Genomic DNA, 18,210 nt, shown 5'->3' on the forward strand with positions numbered 1-18,210 from the left:
GCAGCCACCCCATCCATCGATTTCCCATTGCCCGCCCTCTTGCCCGCTGTTGTTTCAAGCGGCGTGTTTGGGCTTGGCGCGCCATTACGTCCAATGCATATCAATGCTCCATTCCATGCCCCGTGGTAATGGAAAGGGAGTGCTGCCTTGGAACATGTCCGTCTTCGCCACATCCTTGCGGTCGCGCGCACGGGCAGCTTTTCGCGCGCGGCCGAGGAAGAACGGATCACCCAGCCCGCCCTCAGCCGCAGCATCGCCGCGTTCGAACAGCGCCACGCGGTGATCCTCTTCGATCGCGGGCGCGGCGGGGCGCGGCCGACCCCGGCAGGCGAACTGGTGATCGAGCAGGCGCGGACCCTGCTCGCCGCCGCAGACGATCTGGAACGCAGCCTGCGGCTCTATGGCACGGGCGATGTCGGCCGCGTCGCCTTCGGGCTCGGCCCGATGCTGGCAAGTCTGCTGCTTCCCGATCTCGGGCAGGCGCTGCTCCGGGCGCGGCCGGGGCTGAGGATCGTGACCGTCACCCGCCCCCCGGAGCAATTGCTGCCCGAACTGCTGGACGACCGGATCGAGATGATCGTCGGCAACAACTGGAAGATGAGCCACGTTCCCGGCACGGAAAAGCGCGATCTGGGCAGGGTGCGGCTGGAGGTGATGGTCCGCGCGGGCCATCCGCTGGCGGGCCGGACTGCGGTATCCACGCCGGATCTCGACGGCTATCCCACCGCAAGCGCCGTTGAGCTGTCCTCCGGCGGTTTCGGCGGGGCGCGGGGGATCGTTTGTCTGCGACACTTCCACGTCCTGCGCGACTTGGTGCTCAGGACCGATTGTGTCTGGCTGTCCTCGCCCGCCTTCGTGGCGGGGGAGCTTGAGCAAGGCAGCCTTGTCCGGCTGGCGGTAAGCGATCTGGCGCCGATCGACAGCGAAATCTGCATGCTCCTGCGGCGAGGGCGCTCCCGCTCACCCGCCGCGCTGGTGGTGGCGGCAGAGATAGAGGCCATGCTCGGCCGGATCGGCGGGGATACCGCGCTTTCCGCCGCCTAGGCGGGTTCGCGCTTCGTTTCGCCGTCCGGCTCGGACTGGACATGTCCGCTGATCTCGCCGCCCGCCTCGGGCGCGAAGCGCAGGTTCCAGAGCGTTGCCGTCAGCGAAATGGAGGTCACCACCCAGAATGCCGCCGAAAAGTCGCCAAGGGAGGGCGTCTCGTTCCCGCTGGCGAGCATGGCAAGGTGCAGCGCGATCGCCGCCACGCAGATGCCCAGCGAAAGCATGAGCTGCTGGAAGGTCGAATAGAACGCGGTCGCGCTGCTCATGTGGCGCTTGTCCACGCCGTCATAGGCGATGGTGTTGTAGGCGGTGAACTGGAACGACATGAAGAAGCCGGACAGCGCCAGCACGCAGAACATCGTCCACACCGGCCAGCTTGGGCGGAACAGGCCGCAGATCGCATAGCCTGCGGTGGCGATCACGCCGTTCCAGATCAGCGCGCGGCGAAAGCCGAAGCGGCGCAGCAGCCGGGGCGCGAAGCTCTTCATGGCCAGCGAACCTATCGCGGTCGCTACCGTGATCGTGCCGCTGCGCGCGGCGGAAAAGCCGAAACCGACCTGCATCATCAAGGGCAGCAGGAAGGGCTGGGCGCCCTGCGTGATGCGGGTGATCGAACCGGCGATCACGGAAAGCCGGAACGTATCGTCCTTGAGCAGGGCGAGATCGAGGATCGAGCCTTCGTGCCGGCGGGCGTGGAGGATGTAGAAGAACCCGGCCACGCTCCGACGGCGATCAGTCCCGCCGCGATGGCGCCTTCGCCGGGACGGCTCACCATTTCGAAGCCGAACAGCAGGCAGCCGAGCGAAATCCCGCTGAGGATGAAACCAAGGGTATCGAACCGACCGGGTTCGTCCTCGCGGATATTGGCGATGTAGCGGCTGGTCAGCCAGAACCCGAGCATGCCCATCGGCAGGTTGATGTAGAAGATCCAGCGCCAGTCGAGATAGGTCACGATGAACCCGCCGAGCGGCGGCCCCACGATCGGCCCGATCAGCGCGGGCACCAGCAGCCAGGACATGGCATTGACCATGTCCTGCTTGGCGACCGAGCGCAGCAGCACGAGCCGCCCCACCGGGATCATCATCGCGCCGCCGATCCCCTGCACGAAGCGGGAGGCGACCATCATCTCCAGCGATCGGGACTGGCCGCAAGCAAGACTGCCCAGCACGAACAGCACGATCGCGGCACGAAACACGGTTCGCGATCCGAAGCGGTCGGCCAGCGAGCCGGAAGCCGGAATGAATACGGCAAGCGCGAGCAGGTAAGAGGTCAGCGCCACGCTCATCTCTTGCGGGCGAACGCCGAAGTCCCGGGCCATGGTGGGAAGGGCGGTGGCGAGCACCGTGGCGTCCACGAATTCCATGAACAGTGCCGACGCGATGATGAGCGCGACGAGCCGGTAGTTCGCTCCGGATTCGGCTGGGCCGAGATCGCGGGTCTTGGCGATGGAGCCGGCGGCCGGGACGATGCCGTCACGCACTTCCGCGTTGACGGAGGCGATACCGCGCCGCCTGGGCCTCAGCATGGGGCCTCGGGGAGATTGGCAAGCTGGATCATGGGCATGTTTCCGGTTGGCGTACTGACAAGGACGTCCCCCCAAATCCAAGGCCGTCCATCTTCCGTGCGGGCGTACCGGTGCCGACCATATAGGTGCAATGCAGCATTTTGAAACCCACCGCCTGACGATAGGCTATTCGTTTGCGCTAACTCTGCCGTCGTACCGGGCGCCCTGCTGAACGGCGGGAAATGCGGCAGGGAATAGGGCGTTGCCATGGCGCCGGTGATCCCATAGTCGCCTTTCGTCGGGGGATTTCGGGTGGGAGAGCATCACCGAAAGAATCTCGATAGCGTCTCAGGATTGGCGAACAAGTCTATGAAATTGCGTGGTGCGATGAAGGAGTTTGCCCGGCATCGGAATCTCGGCGTCGTTGCCGGGGTCATGCTCGCGCTCTTTCCGGGCGCGGCGACCGGGAATGCCCCTCCTGCTGCGGCAAACAAGGGCGCGGTTCCGCATCGCATCGTATCGCTCAATCTTTGCGCCGACCAGTTGCTGGTGGCTCTGGCCGACCGTGACCAGATCGCCGGACTTACGCGCTATGCTTCCGATCCCGAAATGTCCGCCGTGGCGTCTCAAGCGAAGGGGCTGCCCGTTTTCGGAGGGTCGGCGGAGGAGGTCATGGCGGCGGATCCCGATCTCGTGGTGGGCATGCCGGCAAGACGCAATCCGGCCATCGCGGTGCTGCGGAACCGCCATTATCGCTCGCTCGATCTCAAGTCGGCGCATGACTATGACGAGATCGTCGCCTCCATACGCGACGTGGCGCGGGCGGTGGGACATCCGAAGCGCGGAGAGGCACTGATTGCGCGAATGAACGCCGATCTCGCCGGAATTCCCCGCGTGCGGGGCGGCAAGGTTGCGGCCTATTACCAGCGCCGGGGCTATCTCACCGGCACCGGCACGCTGATCGACGACCTGATGGTGCGGGTCGGCCTCGTCAATCTCGCCGGTAAGCTGGGAAAACCGTCGCTTTCGCAGATGAGCCTGGAGGAAATGGCGATGGCGCGTCCGGACTACATCGTGATCGACAGTGCCACGCAGAAGGTCTCGGATCAGGGCACCGAGATGATCCATCATCCGATCCTGCGCGACATTCCGCGCGTCGCGATCCCGCAGGCCTGGACGGTCTGCGGCGGTCCCGCCTACGTCAAGGCGGCGCGCAGCCTTGCGCGGCAGGTCAACGCTCGCTGACGTTCGTTCGCCAGTCGAGCCGCGCCTGCCAGCCCCGCCGCTGGAGTTCGGGGACCATGTCCGGTTCCTCGGGGTGGCCCAGACACAGCAATGCGATGAAACGCCAGCGCGGCGGCACGCCCAGGAGCGCGGTGACGAAATCGGGCTCGACGATGGATATCCAGCCCAGCCCCAGCCCTTTCGCCCGTGCCGCCAGCCAAAGCGTATGGACGGCGAGCACCACCGAATAGGCCCGCGTCTCCGGCATTGTCGCCGCGCCGAGGCCGCCGCCCTCAGCGCGCCTTCGTCGCAGAATACCGCAATGATCTCCGGCGCCTCGCGCAGGCCGTGGAGCTTGAGCGAGGCATAGGCGGCACGCCGGGCCGGGTCTGCCAGGCCCGATCCGGCGGCGGCCTTTTCGGTATCGGCATGCTCCGCCAGTGTTTCGCGCAAGTCCGCCGAGCGGACGCGCACGAACCGCCAGGGCTGCGAGTTGCCCACCGACGGCGCAAGCTGCGCCGCCGCCAGCAGTTCGGCCACCACGCTTTCACCCAGCGGATCGCTGCGGAAATGGCGGACATCACGCCGCCATGCCAGCAGCTCGCCCAGCTGCTCCCGGAATTCGGAGCCGAAGCGCGGCGGCATCTTCAGAATTCGATGCCGGCCTGTGCCTTCACGCCCGAACGGAACGGATGCTTCACCAGCGTCATCTCGGTCACGAGATCAGCGGCTTCCATCAGCGCTTCGGGGGCGTTGCGGCCGGTGACGAGCACATGCTTCATCTCGCCGCGCGCGGTCAGTACGTCCAGCACTTCGTCCAGCGGCAGATAGTCATAGCGCAGCACGATATTGAGTTCGTCCGCCAGCACCATGTCATAGCCCGGATCGGCGACCATCCGCTTCACTTCCTCCCACGCCTCGCGCGAGAGTTCGATGTCGCGGGCGCGGTCCTGCGTGTTCCAGGTGAAGCCTTCGCCCATCGGCTTGAATTCGACCTGATCCGGGAAGGCATCGAAGACGACCTTCTCGCCGGTGGTCATCGCGCCTTTCACGAACTGGACGACGCCCACTTTCTTGCCGTGGCCGATGGCGCGCACCACCATTCCGAGCGCGGCGGTCGTCTTGCCCTTGCCCTTGCCGGTGTGGACGATCAGCAGGCCCTTTTCGACCGTCTTTCCGGCCATGATCTTGTCATGCGCGGCCTGCTTCTTCTTCATCTTCTCGGCGTGCTGTTCGTCACTGCGTTGCACCATGGTCATGCTCCTGAGAGGGCCGCGAGCGTCAGGCCCGCGCTGTTCGATCGGGGTTTCCAGAGGCCGCGTTCGAGCGCCTCGGCAAGGCGTGCGGCGGTTTCGCGCAAGGCGGCGGGATTGGCCTTGGCCATGAAATCACGCACCGCCTCGTCCTCGATGAAGGCGGTGTGGACGGCGTCGAAATGGTGGTCCTTCACCGCGTGGGTCGTGGCGGCGAAGGCGAAGAGGTAATCTACCGAGGCAGCGATCTCGAACGCGCCCTTGTAGCCGTGGCGCATGACGCCGGCGATCCACTTGGGATTGGTGACGCGCCCGCGCACGATGCGGCCGATCTCATCCTCCAGCGTGCGGACGACCGGGCGTTCCGGGCGGCTGTGGTCGTTGTGATAGCTGATCGGCGCGCTGCCCTTCAGATGCTCGACGGCAGCGGCGATGCCGCCTTCGAACTGGTAGTAATCGTCGCTGTCGAGCAGGTCGTGCTCGCGGTTGTCCTGATTCTGGACCACGGCATCGACCGAGGCGAGGCGCGCGGCGAAAAGGCCGCGCTCGGCATCACCCTCCACGCCGCCGCCATAGGCGTAACTGCCCCAGTCGAGATAGACATCGGCCAGATCGCTACGTTCGTGCCAGATCTTCTCGTCGATCATGGCCTGAAGTCCGGCGCCGTAGGCACCCGGTTTCGATCCGAACACGCGCGTTCCGGCGCGGCGGGTGGCCTGCGTTTCCGCCTCGCCGCTTTCGATGAGCCCCGCGGTTTCGGCGCGGTGGCGCTCGGCGGCGGGGTTGTCGCCCAGCGGTTCGTCGAGCGCCATAACCGCGCGCGCGGCGCTGTCGATCAGGTCGATCTGTTCGGGGAAGGCATCGCGGAAGAAGCCGGAGACGCGCAAGGTCACGTCCACGCGCGGGCGGCCGATTTCGGCCACGGTCATCACCTCGAAGCCGACCACGCGGCCCGAAGCCCAGTCCCAGCGCGGGCGCACGCCCATCAGCGCGAGGGCCTGTGCAATGTCGTCGCCGCCGGTGCGCATGTTGGCGGTGCCCCATGCGGAAAGGGCCATGGCCTTGGGGTATTCGCCCTCGCGCTGGAGGTAGTCTTCCACCAGCAGATCGGCGGACTTGCGGCCGAGTTCCCAGGCAACGGCGGTGGGCACGGCGCGGGTGTCGACCGAATAGAAGTTGCGCCCCGTGGGCAATACGTCAGGCCGCCCGCGCGTGGGCGCGCCGGAGGGGCCGGGCAGCACGAAGCGGCCGTTCAGACCGGCCAGCAGGGCCTCGGCCTCGCGTGGGCCGCACAGGTCAATGCGGGGGGCGAGGTCGGTGCGGATGGCGTCGAGGACGGCGGCGGTTTCGCTGCCGAGGTTGCCGCTGGGCGTATCGACCATCTCGGCTGCCAGCAGTTCGAGCCGCTCGACGGTATCGCCATGCGTGCGCCAAGGCTCGCCCGAAATCGCCGCCAGCGCCTCGGGCCGCGCGCCGTCCCAGCGATCGCCCATGCGGCAATCGAGCGGATCGAAGTCGAGGCCTAAGTCGATAGCCATCGCGCGCAAAAGCGAGGCCTGTCCGGCATGGTCATAGCCACGCGGCGTGCGGGCCAGCGCGACCAGCAGGTCACGCCGCAAGCGGCCTTCGGGTGACCGGGTGAAGACATGCAGGCCGTCGCGGATCTGCAATTCCTTCAGTTCGCACAAGTAGTTGTCGATGGCCGAAAGCGCGTCGTCATCGTCTCCGCTGGCCCCGGCATCGCGGTCGAGGCCGTGGCTGCGCGCCAGATCGAGAATGTCCCGCCGCAAGCGGTCGAGGCGGCGCGGGTCCATCCCGGCGGCGAGGTAATATTCGTCCACCAGCGCCTCAAGCTGCTTGAGCGGGCCATAGGTCTCGGCGCGGGTCAGGGGCGGGGTGAGGTGGTCGATCACCACCGCGCCGATCCGGCGTTTGGCCTGTGTGCCTTCGCCGGGGTCGTTGACGATGAAGGGGTAGAGCTGCGGCAGCGGCCCGGCGCAGATCTCCGGGAAGCACTCGCGCGAGAGCGAGATGGCCTTGCCGGGCAGCCATTCCAGATTGCCGTGCTTGCCGACATGGACCACCGCCTGCGCGCCGAAGTCCTGCGCCAGCCAGACGTGGAAGGCGAGGTAGGCGTGCGGCGGCGGCAGGGCTGGGTCGTGATAGCTGGCCTTGGGATCGATGTTGTAGCCGCGCGCGGGCTGCACGGCGACGGCGAGATTGCCGAAACGGTGGACCGGCAGGCGGAAGGCGCTATCCCGCACGAAGGGATCGGCCGATGGCGCGCCCCAGCGTTCGACCATGGCCTTGCGCGCGTTTTCGGGCACCATTGCGAAGGCGGATTCGTAGGCCGAAAGCGGCAGCGAGACTTCGCCCGGTCGTTCGAGCGATGTCAGATCGTTGGTCACGCCGCCGGTCATCACGTGCATCAGTGCGGCGCCGTCCTTTGGCGCGTTGCCGGTATCATAGCCCGCCTCGGCCAGCGCGGCGACGATCGCGGCGGTGCTGGCAGGGGTGTCGAGGCCCACGCCATTGCCGATGCGTCCATCGCGGTTGGGGTAGTTCGCCAGCACCAGCGCCACACGGCGCTCGGTGGATGGGGTGCGGCGCAGGCGCGCCCAGTTGGCGGCCAGATCGGCGACGAAGGCCACCCGGTCCGGTGCGACGCGCGGGACGACGATGCCGCACTGGGTCACTTCGTCGAAACGCTCGGCCGCCTTGAAGGCGACGGCGCGGGTGAAAATGCGGCCGTCCACTTCGGGCAGCGCCACATTCATCGCAAGGTCGCGCGGGCCAAGGCCGCGCGCGGCGCTCTGCCACTCGCTTTCGAGGACGCCCGCGAAGGCGACTTGCAGGATCGGGCAGTCCGCCTTTTCGAGAATGCCCGGCTTGCGATCGTCACCTGCGGAGGAGGAGGCGAAGCTGGTGGCGTTGACGATCACATCGGGCGCGACCTCGCCCAGCAATCCGCCCAGCCAGTCCACCGCGAAAGGCTCCCGCAAGGCGCGAACGTGAACGGCGGCGACGTTGAAGCCGCGCTCCTGCAGCGCCGCGATCATCGCGTCCACGGCGTCCAGCGTGCCCGCGATCATCAGCGCGCGGTAGAACACCAGCAGGGCGAGCGGGCGGCCTTCGGTCCAGCCTGCCTGCACTTCGGCAAGCCCGGCGCGCTCGGTGCCTGCAAGGTAGAGCCCGGCGTCGGCCACGGGCACCGGATCGTCCGGCTCGCCTGCGTCATGGCCGATGGTCCGCGCGGCGGTGCGCAGGAACGAGAGGGCATTGGCCATGCCGCCCTGCCGGAGATAGTCGCGCATCCGCTCGCGGACCTCGGCGGGCAAGGTGGAGGCGCGGTCGAGTGCGGGATCGGCCTCGCGCCCATCGGCGATGGCGGCGAAGGCAATGCCGTTCTCCCGCGCGACACGGGCGATCTCGTCGATCCCGTAGCCCCAGTAGCTTTTGCCGCCGAGCAGGATCACGCAGACGAATCTGGCCTTCGCGATCACTTTCTCGACATAGAGGTCGATCGAGTAGGGGTGGCGCAGTTGCAGCAGATTGGCGAGGCGAACGCTCGGCCCACCTTCCGGCAAACGCGCCGCCGCGCCCGCGAAGCAGGCGAGTTCGCTGTCCGCCACGGTGAGGATCACCATGTCGCCGGGAGACTGGTCGAGGTCGATCGCCTCCTCGCCGTTGGAGATCGTCCCCGGCGTGGCGGACAGCAGGTGCATCAGGCGTCTGCTGTAGTGGCCACGGGGCCGAGAACCCCGGCAAGCCCTGCTTCGATGGCGGTGCGGTCCAGCCCCTTCTGGCCGATGACGACAAGCTGGGTGCGGCGCAGTTCCTGCGGCAGCCAGGCGCGGTCGTAGAAGTGCTGGATGCGCGGACCGACGGCCTGCACGACAAGGCGGCTCGGCTTGCCGCCGACCGCGACCATGCCTTTCACGCGCAGAATGTCGTGCTCTGCGATCAGGCCGTTCAAACGGGCGAGAAGAGCGTCGAGATCGGCCACATCGCCGCCGGAGACGACGAAGCTGTCGAAGTCGTCATGGTCGTGATCCTCGTCCAGCCCGTCGATGTGCGAGGGGCGGGAATCGAGATCGTCCTCTGCCGCGGCGGTGATGCCCAGCAGCGCGGCGATGTCGACGGCGCCGTGATCGGCGCGCACGATCTTCACGCCGGGGCGCGTTTCGGCCAACACCAGCGTTTCGACATGGGCAAGGGCATCGGCATCCACCAAGTCGGTCTTGTTGAGCACGACCATGTCGGCGCAGCCCAGCTGTTCCTCGAACAGTTCTTCCAGCGGGCTTTCGTGGTCCAGCATCGGATCGGCCGCGCGGGCAGCGGCCAGTGCTGCCTCGTCAGTTGCGAAGCGGCCCGCGGCAACCGCATCGGCGTCGATCAGGGCGACCACGCCGTCAACGGTGGCGCGGGTGCGGATGTCGGGCCACTGGAAGGCCTTCACCAGCGGCTTGGGCAGGGCAAGGCCGCTGGTCTCGATGATGATGTGATCGGGCCTGTTCTCGCGGTCCAGCAGCTTCTGCATGGTCGGCAGGAAATCGTCGGCGACGGTGCAGCAGATGCAGCCGTTGGCCAGTTCGACGATATCGTCTTCCGGGCAGGCCTCGTCATTGCAGCCCTTCACCAGTTCTCCGTCCACGCCGACATCGCCGAATTCGTTGATGATGAGGGCAAGGCGGCGGCCCTTGGCGTTTTGCAGCAGGTGGCGGATCAGCGTGGTCTTGCCCGCGCCCAGAAAGCCGGTGATGACGGTGGTGGGAACTTTGCTCATGTGTCGTCTCCCGCGCGCCAGCGACCTGAAACGGCGGGGCTTCCCGTCGCGGGCGCGACGATTGCGGCGTGCCGCGTCGGACCGGCGCACGCGCCCGACACGGCATGCGCTGCGGCCCCGGCCGCATGCATCACGTCGCTCAGACGGAAGAGTTACCGTGCCTTGGCCATCCCCTGGACCCGGGCAAGAGCGACATCGACGCAGGCAGGTTTCCTGGCTCGCGGGTCAGGGCGTGATGCACGGCCTTCCCAGGCCTCGCAGGATTTAGCGTCCGGCCCAGTGGCTGCGTCGGGAAGCGATTGTCCCGCCGCGAATGTGCATCGCGCTCACCGCTTACAGTTGCAGGGACAGCCCCGGAATCGAGCAAACTCTTTCGAGCAAAACTCTACCGGGTTCCCGTATTAAGCCCCTTGCGGGGCACCGGCGCGAACTTTGCCCGCGGCGTCCTGAAGGGCGAAACGGGCCCTGCGGCGATTAGCCGGGCAGGCCGCTGCCCGCAAGCCCCCCGGCAAGGCCAAGCGATTGCAGCCGCCATCTGCCGCTGAACGAAAACACGGTGTGCGAAAGCGGCGCGATGTCTATCGCGAGCGTGGTGGAAAGCGGCAGGCAGAGCGCATGGGAAAGCGCCGCGCGCACGATCATCGGGTGCGTGATCCCGCAGGCCTGGCCGTCGTGACGGGCGATCTCGTCCATCCAGCGGCCGATCCGCTGCCGGGCGGTTTCCATCGATTCTCCCCCCGGAGCGCCGCCGAGCGGGTCTGCGATCCATGCCGAGAACGCGCTAGGCTCGTCCTCGTGCACTTGCGCAAAGGCGCGGCCGGACCAGCGGCCATGATCGATATCGGCCAGCGCGGGTTCCGTCCGCCCGGTAATCCCCATCGCCCCTGCGGTCTCGGCAGCGGCGAGGGCGGGGCTGGTGAAGGTGCTATCGCGGAAGCGATCGTTCAGCGCGGTGCGCGCCGCATCGCGCAGCCCGCCCTCGTCCAGCGGTTCGTCAGACCCTGCAAAGCCGCCGTGACGGGCCGGGGCCGTGGCGGCGATGCAGATCAGCAGGAGGGTCGTCGCCAAGGCCTGAATTCCATCGAGGTCGTTGACGCCGCCGGTCACCCGGCCCTAAGGGAAGGCGTCGAGGATTGAAGAAGCCGGTGCAATTCCGGCGCGGTCGCGCCACTGTAATCGAACGGGAACTTCCCCGTCGAGAGCCAGACCTTCCGCCTTGGCACAGATTTTCCGGGGACGCGCAATCCCGCCAAGGAGCATGAGCATGGCTGTTTCCGCCGCAATTTTCGATGACACCTTCATTCCGGTCGAAGGCGGCAGCGCCATCCCGATCGAGGACATCGCTCCCTGGGCCGTGCTGGGCACGCTGCTGGCCCTTATCTTCCTCTATTTCGTGAGCACCGAACAGGGCGCTTTTTCCCTGTTCCAGGGCATGTACGTTCACGAATTCGTCCACGACGGCCGGCACCTCCTCGGTTTTCCCTGCCACTGAGGTAACGTCATGACCCGTCAATTGCTTTGGCGCGGAATGCTTGCCGGCATTCTGGGCGCGCTTCTGGCCACGCTTTTCGCACGCGGTTTCGCGGAACCGCAGATCGATCTCGCGATCGGTTACGAGGAAGATCATGCGGCCCACGGCGCTCTGCCCGATCACCCGGCGCCCGATCACCCGGCGCCCGATCATGCTGGAATGGCGATGGCATCTGCGCCGCTCGCACACCCGCATCCGGCGGACGAAGAGGAACTCGTCAGCCGCGATACCCAGAAGGGGGCCGGCCTCGTTACCGCGCTCGCGCTTTACGGCGCGGCGGTGGGGGGCATCTTCTCACTGGTCTTCGCATACGGCTATGGCCGGATGGGCCATCTCGGCCCGCGCAGCTTCGCACTGCTTCTGGCGGCGCTGACTTTCGTGCTGGTGGTGGTGGTTCCCGCGATCAAGTATCCGCAGACCCCGCCGGCCGTGGGCAAGCACGAGACGGTGGCCCTGCGCACGGCGGCCTATTTCGGCATGATCGCGCTGTCGCTCGGCGCGGCCGTGGTTGCCGGGCGCCTTCGCGGCAGGCTGGCGCGGCCGGGCAGGGGCTTCGATGCCACCCTGCTGGCATTCGTGGTCTATCTGGGGATGGTCGGCCTCGGCCAGTTCCTGCTTCCCGCGATCAACGAAGTGCCTGCCGATTTCCCGGCGGTATTGCTCTGGAACTTCCGGCTCGCCTCGATGGGGACGCAGCTCGTGCTGTGGGCCACCATCGGACTGGCTTTCGGACTATGGGCGGAACGCGTGCTCAGGCGCCAGTCGGCCTGAGCACGGCCTGCCTCCCGGAAGGCTTGCTCACTCGCTCCGGTTGCCTGCCCCCGTGGGCGCCGGGCGCAGCGGCGCGCGGCTCAGCTCGTTACCGGCGCGCGTGGTCTTCTTCAGAAGTTTCAGGAAGATATCCTGTTCTTCTGATGTGAGATGAGAGACGATGTCTTCCTGCACCTGGTCCACCCATGGCGTTGCCGCGGCCAGAGCCTCGCCGCCCTGCCGGCTCAGCATCAGCACGCGGGCGCGGCGGTCGGTCGGGCTGACCTCGCGTTCGACCAGCCCTTTCTGCACGAGCCGGTCGATCACGCCGCCGATCGTCACCCGGTCATAGGCGATCATGCCCGCCAGCGTCTGCTGGTCCAGCCCCGGATGATCGCGCAGGGTCAGCATCGCCGCATATTGGACCGAGGTCAGGTCAAGCCCGGCCTCGGTCATGCGCGATGTGAAGCGCGCCACGGAAATCTGCTGAAGGCGGCGGATCAGGTGGCCGGGCATGGTCTCGAGGTCGCTCATGACAGCCACCTAGCTTGATAACGCCCGCCTGCTCAAGCCTCCCGTGTGCTGCCATGGCCGACCTCGGCCGGAAGGTTCAGCCCGCCGGTTCGGGAATGCGGGCGGCGGTCAGGTTGGCGGCGAAGTAGACTGCCAGTTCCCGCGTGCCGTCAAGCGGAAGCACCTGTGCGATGTACTGGTCCGGGCGGACCACGATCATGCAGCCTTCCTCCCGGTTCACGCCGCGCATGTCGTAAATGTCGCCCGCGCCCGGATCGGCGCAGAACGCCTTTTCGTAGTCGCGCAGGCCCAGTTCGCCCTTGCGCGGCCAGAGCAGCCCGGGAAGCTCGTCCATCGACAGCGACCGGTGCGATTGCTGGAATACCGCCCGCAAGTCGAACAGGGCGTCGGCATCGGCGCCCTTCGGCGTGTGGCGAAGCAGAGGCGAGGCTGGGTCGGTTTCCAGCGTGCGGCACAGCCGGGCAAGGCGGGAGCCGGGCTGGAGACCGTCATCGCCCGCGAAGAGGTAGATCCGCCAGCGCCCGTCCGCCTCGGCGGCGTGCCCGAGGTGCATCGGCTTTGCATCGGCAAGGCGCACGACGGGCGCCGAATGGAAGCGCATCCCGACCCTGAAACCTTCCGCAAGGTGCTGGTGCTCGCCGCTTCCGGTCAAGGCGGAGCGGCGATACTGCGTGGCGGTTCCTGCCGTGAAGCGACCCTGCTTCACGAAATAGCGCTGGAATTCGGCGGGATCGACACCGTCCTCGTCCTCGGCGGTTTTCGGCTTCGCACTGAACATCGCGGCGAATTCGCGGTCGAAATCGATCAGCTCCTGCGCGATCGTCTGCCGCTCGGCCGAATAGCTGTGCAGCAGTTCCGGCCCGGCCTGCCCGCGCAGCACGGCAGCAAGCTTCCAGCCGAGGTTGAAGGCGTCCTGCATGGACACGTTCATGCCCTGTCCGGCCTTGGGGCTGTGCGTGTGGCAGGCATCGCCCGCGATGAAGACGCGGGGGAGGCGGCGCTGCTCCGCTCCGGCGGGCACATCGTCGAACTTGTCGCAAAGGCGCTGGCCGATCTCGTAGACGGACCACCACGCCACTTCCTTCACGTCGAGCACGTAAGGATGGAGGATGCGCCGGGCGGCGTCGATGAGCTGTTCGCGCGTGATGTTCCGCGCCGCCACCCGCTCGTCCCGGCCGAGCTTGTCCAGTTCGATGTAGAGACGCACCAGATAGCCGCCTTCGCGCGGGATGATGAGGATGTTGCCCTCGTTCGCGGAATGGATCGCGCTCTTGAGGCGGATATCGGGAAAATCGCTGTAGGCGAGCACATCCATGACGCCCCAGGCCTGGTTGGCGGATTCCCCGATCAGTTCGCGGCCGATCGCCCGGCGGACCTGGCTGCGGGCGCCGTCGCAGCCCACGACATAGCGCGCCCGCACCAGTTCGGTGCCTTCCTCTCCCTCTGCGCCCACGCGCCGCAGCCTTGCGAGGACCGGCTCGGCCGGGTCTTCCGGTATGGTCAGGCCCGCCACTTCCATGGCGTAGTCCGGAACAAGGCGGGTTGGCGCATTGCGCATCGCTTCAAGGTAGAAGTCATGGACGCGGGCCTGATTGAGGATGACGTGGGGGAATTCCGAAAGCCCATCCTCGGTATCGGCAATGCGGCCGTGGCGGGAAATCCGGCGCGCTTCGCTGTCGTCCGGCTTCCAGAACGTGGTTTCGTTGACCCAGTAGGCTTCCCGCGCCACGCGGTCGGCAAAACCAAAGGCGTTGAACATCTCCATCGTGCGGCAGGCGATGCCGTCCGCCTGACCGAGCGCGAGCGGACCGTCCTTGCGCTCGACGATGCGGGTGCGGATCGAGGGGAACCGCGCAAGCTGCGCGGCCAGCGTCAGCCCGGCGGGGCCGCAACCGACGATCAGCACGTCCACATCGTCCGGCGCGCCGGAGGGCCTGTCGCTCCCAAGTGCGAGGTTGGGGGCCGGTTCAGAAACGGCCGGGTCGCCGGTGCGGAATCCGTTCAGGTGAAATTGCATCGTCTCATCCTCTCCAACACAGGCGGGCTCCCGGTTCGGACGAACGGGTACCGCCTCAACGAATATAAGTAGTATGCTACCTATAATCCGGAGTCAAATGCGGGCGAGCAGCGGGAGAGCGCGGCGATCAGGGGTGCAGGGTATCTCCGTCGCTTACCGGCACCGTCCCGGGCTTGCGATGGGCGGCGATGCAGGAGATCACGCTGGGCACCAGCAGGGCGAAGGCGGCGGCCTCCATCGGGGTGGGCAGGCGCCGTTCCCAGACGAAGGCATAGACGAGCGCGAACAGCGTTTCGAACAGGATCATCTGGCCGGCGAGCGTCAGCGGAAGCAGGCGGCTCATGCGGTTCCACAGCGCATTGCCGAGGATCGAGGCGAGCACCGCCACGCCCAGCGAAATCGCGCCGAGGCGCAGCCACGCGGCATCGGTATGGTGCGCGGTATCGAGCAGCAGCGCGAAAGGCAGCAGCAGCAGGCTCTGCGCGCCGGTCACGAGGCCGGTCAGCAGGTTCCAGTCATGCGGGGAAACATGGTCGAGCCGCGCCAGCCAGCGGGAATTGCCCACCGCGAAGCCGGTCCACGAAATGAGCGCGCCCACCGCGCAGCCCAGGCCGATCAGTTGCTGCTCCACCGTGCCGGAAGAGGGATCGACAACGGCCTGCCAGCCGATGCAGATCGCGCCGGCCATGCAGAGCAGCAGCGAGGGGACCAGCCGCCGCAGCGGCACGGCGCCATGGTCGCGGCTGCCGATGATGGTTACGGCAACCGGCAGGAACCCCACGACAAGCGCGGTTAGCGCGACGCCGCCGTTCTGGACCGCGCTTGATAGCAGGATGAAATAGAGCGTATTGCCAGTGAAGGCGAGCCAGCCCAGCGCCAGCCATTCGCGCCGGGTCACATGCGGGCCGAGCTGCCGCCAGCGCGGCAGGAGCAGAAGCAGCGAGAGCGCGCCGTAGAACAGGTAGCGCCCGGCAGTGAGCTGCAGCGGCGTGAAGTCTCCGGCCAGTTCGGGCGCCAGGAACACGAGCCCCCAGAACGCGCCCGCACCGGCGCCGCAGGCAATGCCGGCGATGGTGGCGTTGCCGGTCTTCTGGTTGCTCACTGGATATCGCTCCTGCGTTGGGGAGCGGGAGCCGTTCACCAGGCGGCGCGAAACGTCAATGCCCGCAGTGCCGCTTTTCGGCAATATCCTGTCGTCACTTCGGGCAGATTGACTGGTGCGCGTGCCTGTCCCGCGTGACACTTTGCCCAGCGCCGGGAAGCGGAGGGGGCGCCCCGCGTGTTTTCAGTTGAGCGCGAGTTCGCCCTGCCTGCGATCGCCCGAGATGGGGCCGGAGCGTCCCATCAGGCAGCGCGCCCGGCCGGTCAGGGTGTAGACGACGTGCCGCTGCGCCCCCCGGTTGTGATGGTCCACGCGAAAGCCCTGATAATGACGCTGGATCAGGCCCGCCTTGACCAGTTCGGTGGTTGCCCGGCTGAGGTTGGTCTTGCCCGAACTGCGCACACGCTCGCGCACTTCGGCCTCGATCGCGGCTTCGGCGGCAGTGGGCTGCTGCGGGAGTTTTCCCGTCCGTTCCAGCTCCGCGCGCACTTTCATCATCAGCGCCTGCCGTTTGGGATCGCGCCCGCCCATCGGTGTCAGCGCGTCGCAGAGCCAGTCCCGCAGCAGGATGGACTGGCCGCGATGGGCGATGAAGGGCCCGGCGCTGCCGTCCGGGCGGGCGATCTCGGCGATCAGGCTGAGCACCATGAAGGCATAGCGGGGCCGGTTGCTGGCATGAGCGACCTGATCTAGCAGGGCTGCCATGTCGCTGGCGGGAGCGCGGCGGGCGGGATCGGTCGGCGCGAGAAACATAACGGGAATCTATAGAGCACAGATCGCGAATCGTGAGAATCCCTGATCTTTCGCAATTCTGCGCTTTGTCGGCCGTGACACTTTACCGGCGGGCAAAGTGTCGAAAGTTAAACTTTGAAGAGGGGCGAAAAATGGGGCGAAGGGGGAGCTGGGTGCAAGGATTGTCCTTTCCGCACCCGGCCCCGCTTCGCTCAGACCGCCTGCAACCTGGGCTTCAGGCCGCCGGGTGCTTCGCCGATCTGGAAGCGCCTGGCATGTTCGGCAAGGGTGGTCGCGTCGGAGATCAGCGTGCGGGCGGCAGCGGACGTCTGCTCGACCATCGCGGCGTTCTGCTGGGTGGTGCGGTCCATCATGCCCACGGCGACGCTCACTTCGGAAATTGCCGAGGCCTGCGCGTCGTTGTCCCGCGCCATGGTTTCGACAAGGTGGTGAACCCGGTCGACTTCTCCGGCGATCCGTTCCAGCGAGCGGTCCACCCGCGATACCGTCTCTACCGCCCGGTCGATCTCGGAGCGGGTGGCCGAAAGGCCGTTGCGGGCCTTGCGGGCCTCTTCCTCGGCGCGCATGGCCAGCGAACTGACGAGGTCGGCCACGACCGCGAAACCGCGCCCGGCGTTTCCGGCACGGCCCGCCTCGACGGCGGCGTTCATGGCAAGGACGCGGGTCTGGAAGGCGATCTTGTCCACCCCCTCGATCACCTCGTCGATCCCGCGCGCGCTTTCGTGGACCACTTGCATGGCCTGCACCGCATCTTCGGCCACGGCGCGGCCCTGCTGCACGACGGAAAGCGCGCCGCCTGCAATGCCGAGGGTTTCCTGCGCGCCGCCGGCAGTGGCCTTCACCCGTTCCTCCACCCGCACAAGGGTGGCGGCGGTCTCTTCGAGATTGGCGGCGCTGCTTTCGGTGCGGCGTGCAAGATCCTCGGACGCGCGGGCGATCGCGCCGGATTCGCCGTAGATCGCCTCCGACGTCCGCACTACCGAGCCGATCGTGCCGCGCAGGTTCGCGAGGCTGCCGTTGTAGGACTGCTTGAGCGAGAGGAAGCCGCCGGGCAGGTCGTCGATGTCATGGATGAGATCGCCGCCCGCCAGCCGAGACATCGCGCGGTCCAGCGCGGCGATGGCCTGGTTGCGCTCTGCCTCGGCTTCTTCGAAGTAGATCGAGATCGACAGGTCCATGTCCAGCATGGCCGCCTTCATCAGCGCCCGGCTGAGCTTGCCGGGGCGCGAGAGGCCGAGCATCCGCTTCCACGGGCTTGCGCTGCGCTCCACCGCGCGCATGATTTCCTCAAGCACGAGCGCATAGCCGCCGATGTACCAGCGGGGCTCAAGGCCGATCCGGGCATGGACCTTCCCGATGCGGCTGACGGCGGCGTGGTAGCTCTCGTCGAAGCGGCCGGTGGCGATGCCCATCCAGTGCCCGAGCTGGGCGCTCTTGGCGGAATCGATGTGCCGGTCGCTGGTGAACATGCGCGCCATTTGCGGCGTGGCGCGGACCCGTGCGTAGAAATGGTCGAGCGCGGGGGGAATGCACTTGCGAAGCAGGGGCTGCGCCGCCGCGAGAACGCGGCGCTGCGCAGGGTCGAACTCGAGGAATTCCAGCCGTTCCTCGATCGTCTTGACTGTCAATTTGATCTCCCGTGCGGCGGCGGCTCGCCGGCCGTAATGAAATCCTTTGCGTCAATGCTTTATAGGAAAGCCGCGGCCCCG

15 protein-coding genes, 1 pseudogene and 2 riboswitches are annotated in these 18,210 nt (G+C 67.0%); of the genes and pseudogenes, 4 read left to right on the top strand and 12 right to left on the bottom strand.

Annotated elements, in window-relative coordinates; genetic code table 11:
- The first annotated feature begins 147 nt into the window (after positions 1–147).
- On the top strand, positions 148–1,044 hold the full coding sequence (locus ADT71_RS27500) for a LysR family transcriptional regulator (protein WP_054441916.1): 897 nt from the start codon (positions 148–150) through the stop codon (positions 1,042–1,044).
- Here ADT71_RS27500 and ADT71_RS36085 read toward each other — a convergent pair.
- Together ADT71_RS36085 and ADT71_RS36090 are read right to left on the bottom strand one after the other, a co-directional pair.
- Positions 1,041–1,766 (bottom strand): MFS transporter, encoded by a 726-nt coding sequence (locus ADT71_RS36085; protein WP_369818348.1) that lies wholly within the window; start codon positions 1,764–1,766, stop codon positions 1,041–1,043. The genes ADT71_RS27500 and ADT71_RS36085 overlap by 4 nt on opposite strands.
- Complete coding sequence (locus ADT71_RS36090) at positions 1,670–2,572, bottom strand: MFS transporter (RefSeq protein ID WP_369818349.1); 903 nt, start codon at positions 2,570–2,572, stop codon at positions 1,670–1,672. The genes ADT71_RS36085 and ADT71_RS36090 overlap by 97 nt, the downstream gene beginning before the upstream one ends.
- Positions 2,573–2,920: 348 nt before the next feature.
- On the opposite strand from ADT71_RS36090, the gene ADT71_RS27510 reads away from it, so the two are divergent.
- On the top strand, positions 2,921–3,796 hold the full coding sequence (locus ADT71_RS27510; RefSeq protein ID WP_231636254.1) for an ABC transporter substrate-binding protein: 876 nt from the start codon (positions 2,921–2,923) through the stop codon (positions 3,794–3,796).
- Here ADT71_RS27510 and bluB read toward each other — a convergent pair.
- The 5 genes and pseudogenes from bluB to ADT71_RS27535 all read right to left on the bottom strand — a co-directional run bounded on the left by bluB (position 3,783) and on the right by ADT71_RS27535 (position 10,882).
- A pseudogene (bluB, locus tag ADT71_RS27515) lies at positions 3,783–4,420 on the bottom strand (5,6-dimethylbenzimidazole synthase). The gene ADT71_RS27510 and the pseudogene bluB overlap by 14 nt on opposite strands.
- A 2-nt stretch (positions 4,421–4,422) precedes the next feature.
- Positions 4,423–5,028 (bottom strand): cob(I)yrinic acid a,c-diamide adenosyltransferase, encoded by a 606-nt coding sequence (gene cobO, locus ADT71_RS27520; RefSeq protein ID WP_054441918.1) that lies wholly within the window; start codon positions 5,026–5,028, stop codon positions 4,423–4,425.
- Positions 5,029–5,030: 2 nt separating this feature from the next.
- Complete coding sequence (gene cobN, locus ADT71_RS27525) at positions 5,031–8,753, bottom strand: cobaltochelatase subunit CobN (protein WP_054441919.1); 3,723 nt, start codon at positions 8,751–8,753, stop codon at positions 5,031–5,033.
- Positions 8,753–9,814 (bottom strand): cobalamin biosynthesis protein CobW, encoded by a 1,062-nt coding sequence (cobW, locus tag ADT71_RS27530; protein WP_054441920.1) that lies wholly within the window; start codon positions 9,812–9,814, stop codon positions 8,753–8,755. The genes cobN and cobW overlap by 1 nt, the downstream gene beginning before the upstream one ends.
- Before the next feature lie 185 nt (positions 9,815–9,999).
- Positions 10,000–10,254, bottom strand: a riboswitch (cobalamin riboswitch).
- A gap of 34 nt (positions 10,255–10,288) precedes the next feature.
- Positions 10,289–10,882 carry a histidine phosphatase family protein gene (locus tag ADT71_RS27535; protein ID WP_165913203.1) on the bottom strand — a complete coding sequence of 198 codons (594 nt, stop codon included), beginning with the start codon at positions 10,880–10,882 and terminating at the stop codon, positions 10,289–10,291.
- A 35-nt stretch (positions 10,883–10,917) separates the two neighbouring features.
- Positions 10,918–11,042, top strand: a riboswitch (cobalamin riboswitch).
- Between the two features lie 36 nt (positions 11,043–11,078).
- Here ADT71_RS27535 and ADT71_RS27540 point away from each other — a divergent pair.
- Positions 11,079–11,306: a CbtB-domain containing protein gene (locus ADT71_RS27540; protein WP_197283150.1), complete on the top strand. Its 228-nt coding sequence runs from the start codon at positions 11,079–11,081 to the stop codon at positions 11,304–11,306.
- A gap of 9 nt (positions 11,307–11,315) precedes the next feature.
- Positions 11,316–12,116, top strand: a complete 801-nt coding sequence (locus tag ADT71_RS27545) for a CbtA family protein (RefSeq protein ID WP_054441922.1) — start codon at positions 11,316–11,318, stop codon at positions 12,114–12,116.
- 27 nt (positions 12,117–12,143) lie between these two features.
- Here ADT71_RS27545 and ADT71_RS27550 read toward each other — a convergent pair whose 3' ends face one another.
- The 5 genes from ADT71_RS27550 to ADT71_RS27570 all read right to left on the bottom strand — a co-directional run bounded on the left by ADT71_RS27550 (position 12,144) and on the right by ADT71_RS27570 (position 18,129).
- Positions 12,144–12,629: a MarR family winged helix-turn-helix transcriptional regulator gene (locus ADT71_RS27550; protein WP_054441923.1), complete on the bottom strand. Its 486-nt coding sequence runs from the start codon at positions 12,627–12,629 to the stop codon at positions 12,144–12,146.
- Between the two features lie 76 nt (positions 12,630–12,705).
- Positions 12,706–14,646: an FAD-binding monooxygenase gene (locus ADT71_RS27555; protein WP_054441924.1), complete on the bottom strand. Its 1,941-nt coding sequence runs from the start codon at positions 14,644–14,646 to the stop codon at positions 12,706–12,708.
- Positions 14,647–14,773: 127 nt separating this feature from the next.
- A complete protein-coding gene (locus tag ADT71_RS27560) occupies positions 14,774–15,748 on the bottom strand; it encodes a DMT family transporter (RefSeq protein ID WP_054441925.1) in 975 nt (324 codons plus the stop codon).
- Positions 15,749–15,931: 183 nt separating this feature from the next.
- Positions 15,932–16,501, bottom strand: coding sequence for a hypothetical protein (locus ADT71_RS27565; RefSeq protein WP_054441926.1), 570 nt, complete (start codon positions 16,499–16,501; stop codon positions 15,932–15,934).
- Between the two features lie 191 nt (positions 16,502–16,692).
- Positions 16,693–18,129, bottom strand: coding sequence for a globin-coupled sensor protein (locus tag ADT71_RS27570; RefSeq protein WP_221937306.1), 1,437 nt, complete (start codon positions 18,127–18,129; stop codon positions 16,693–16,695).
- Positions 18,130–18,210: the final 81 nt, after the last annotated feature.

It is taken from the genome of Novosphingobium sp. ST904, assembly GCF_001298105.1.
In the GTDB taxonomy this organism is placed as follows: domain Bacteria; phylum Pseudomonadota; class Alphaproteobacteria; order Sphingomonadales; family Sphingomonadaceae; genus Novosphingobium.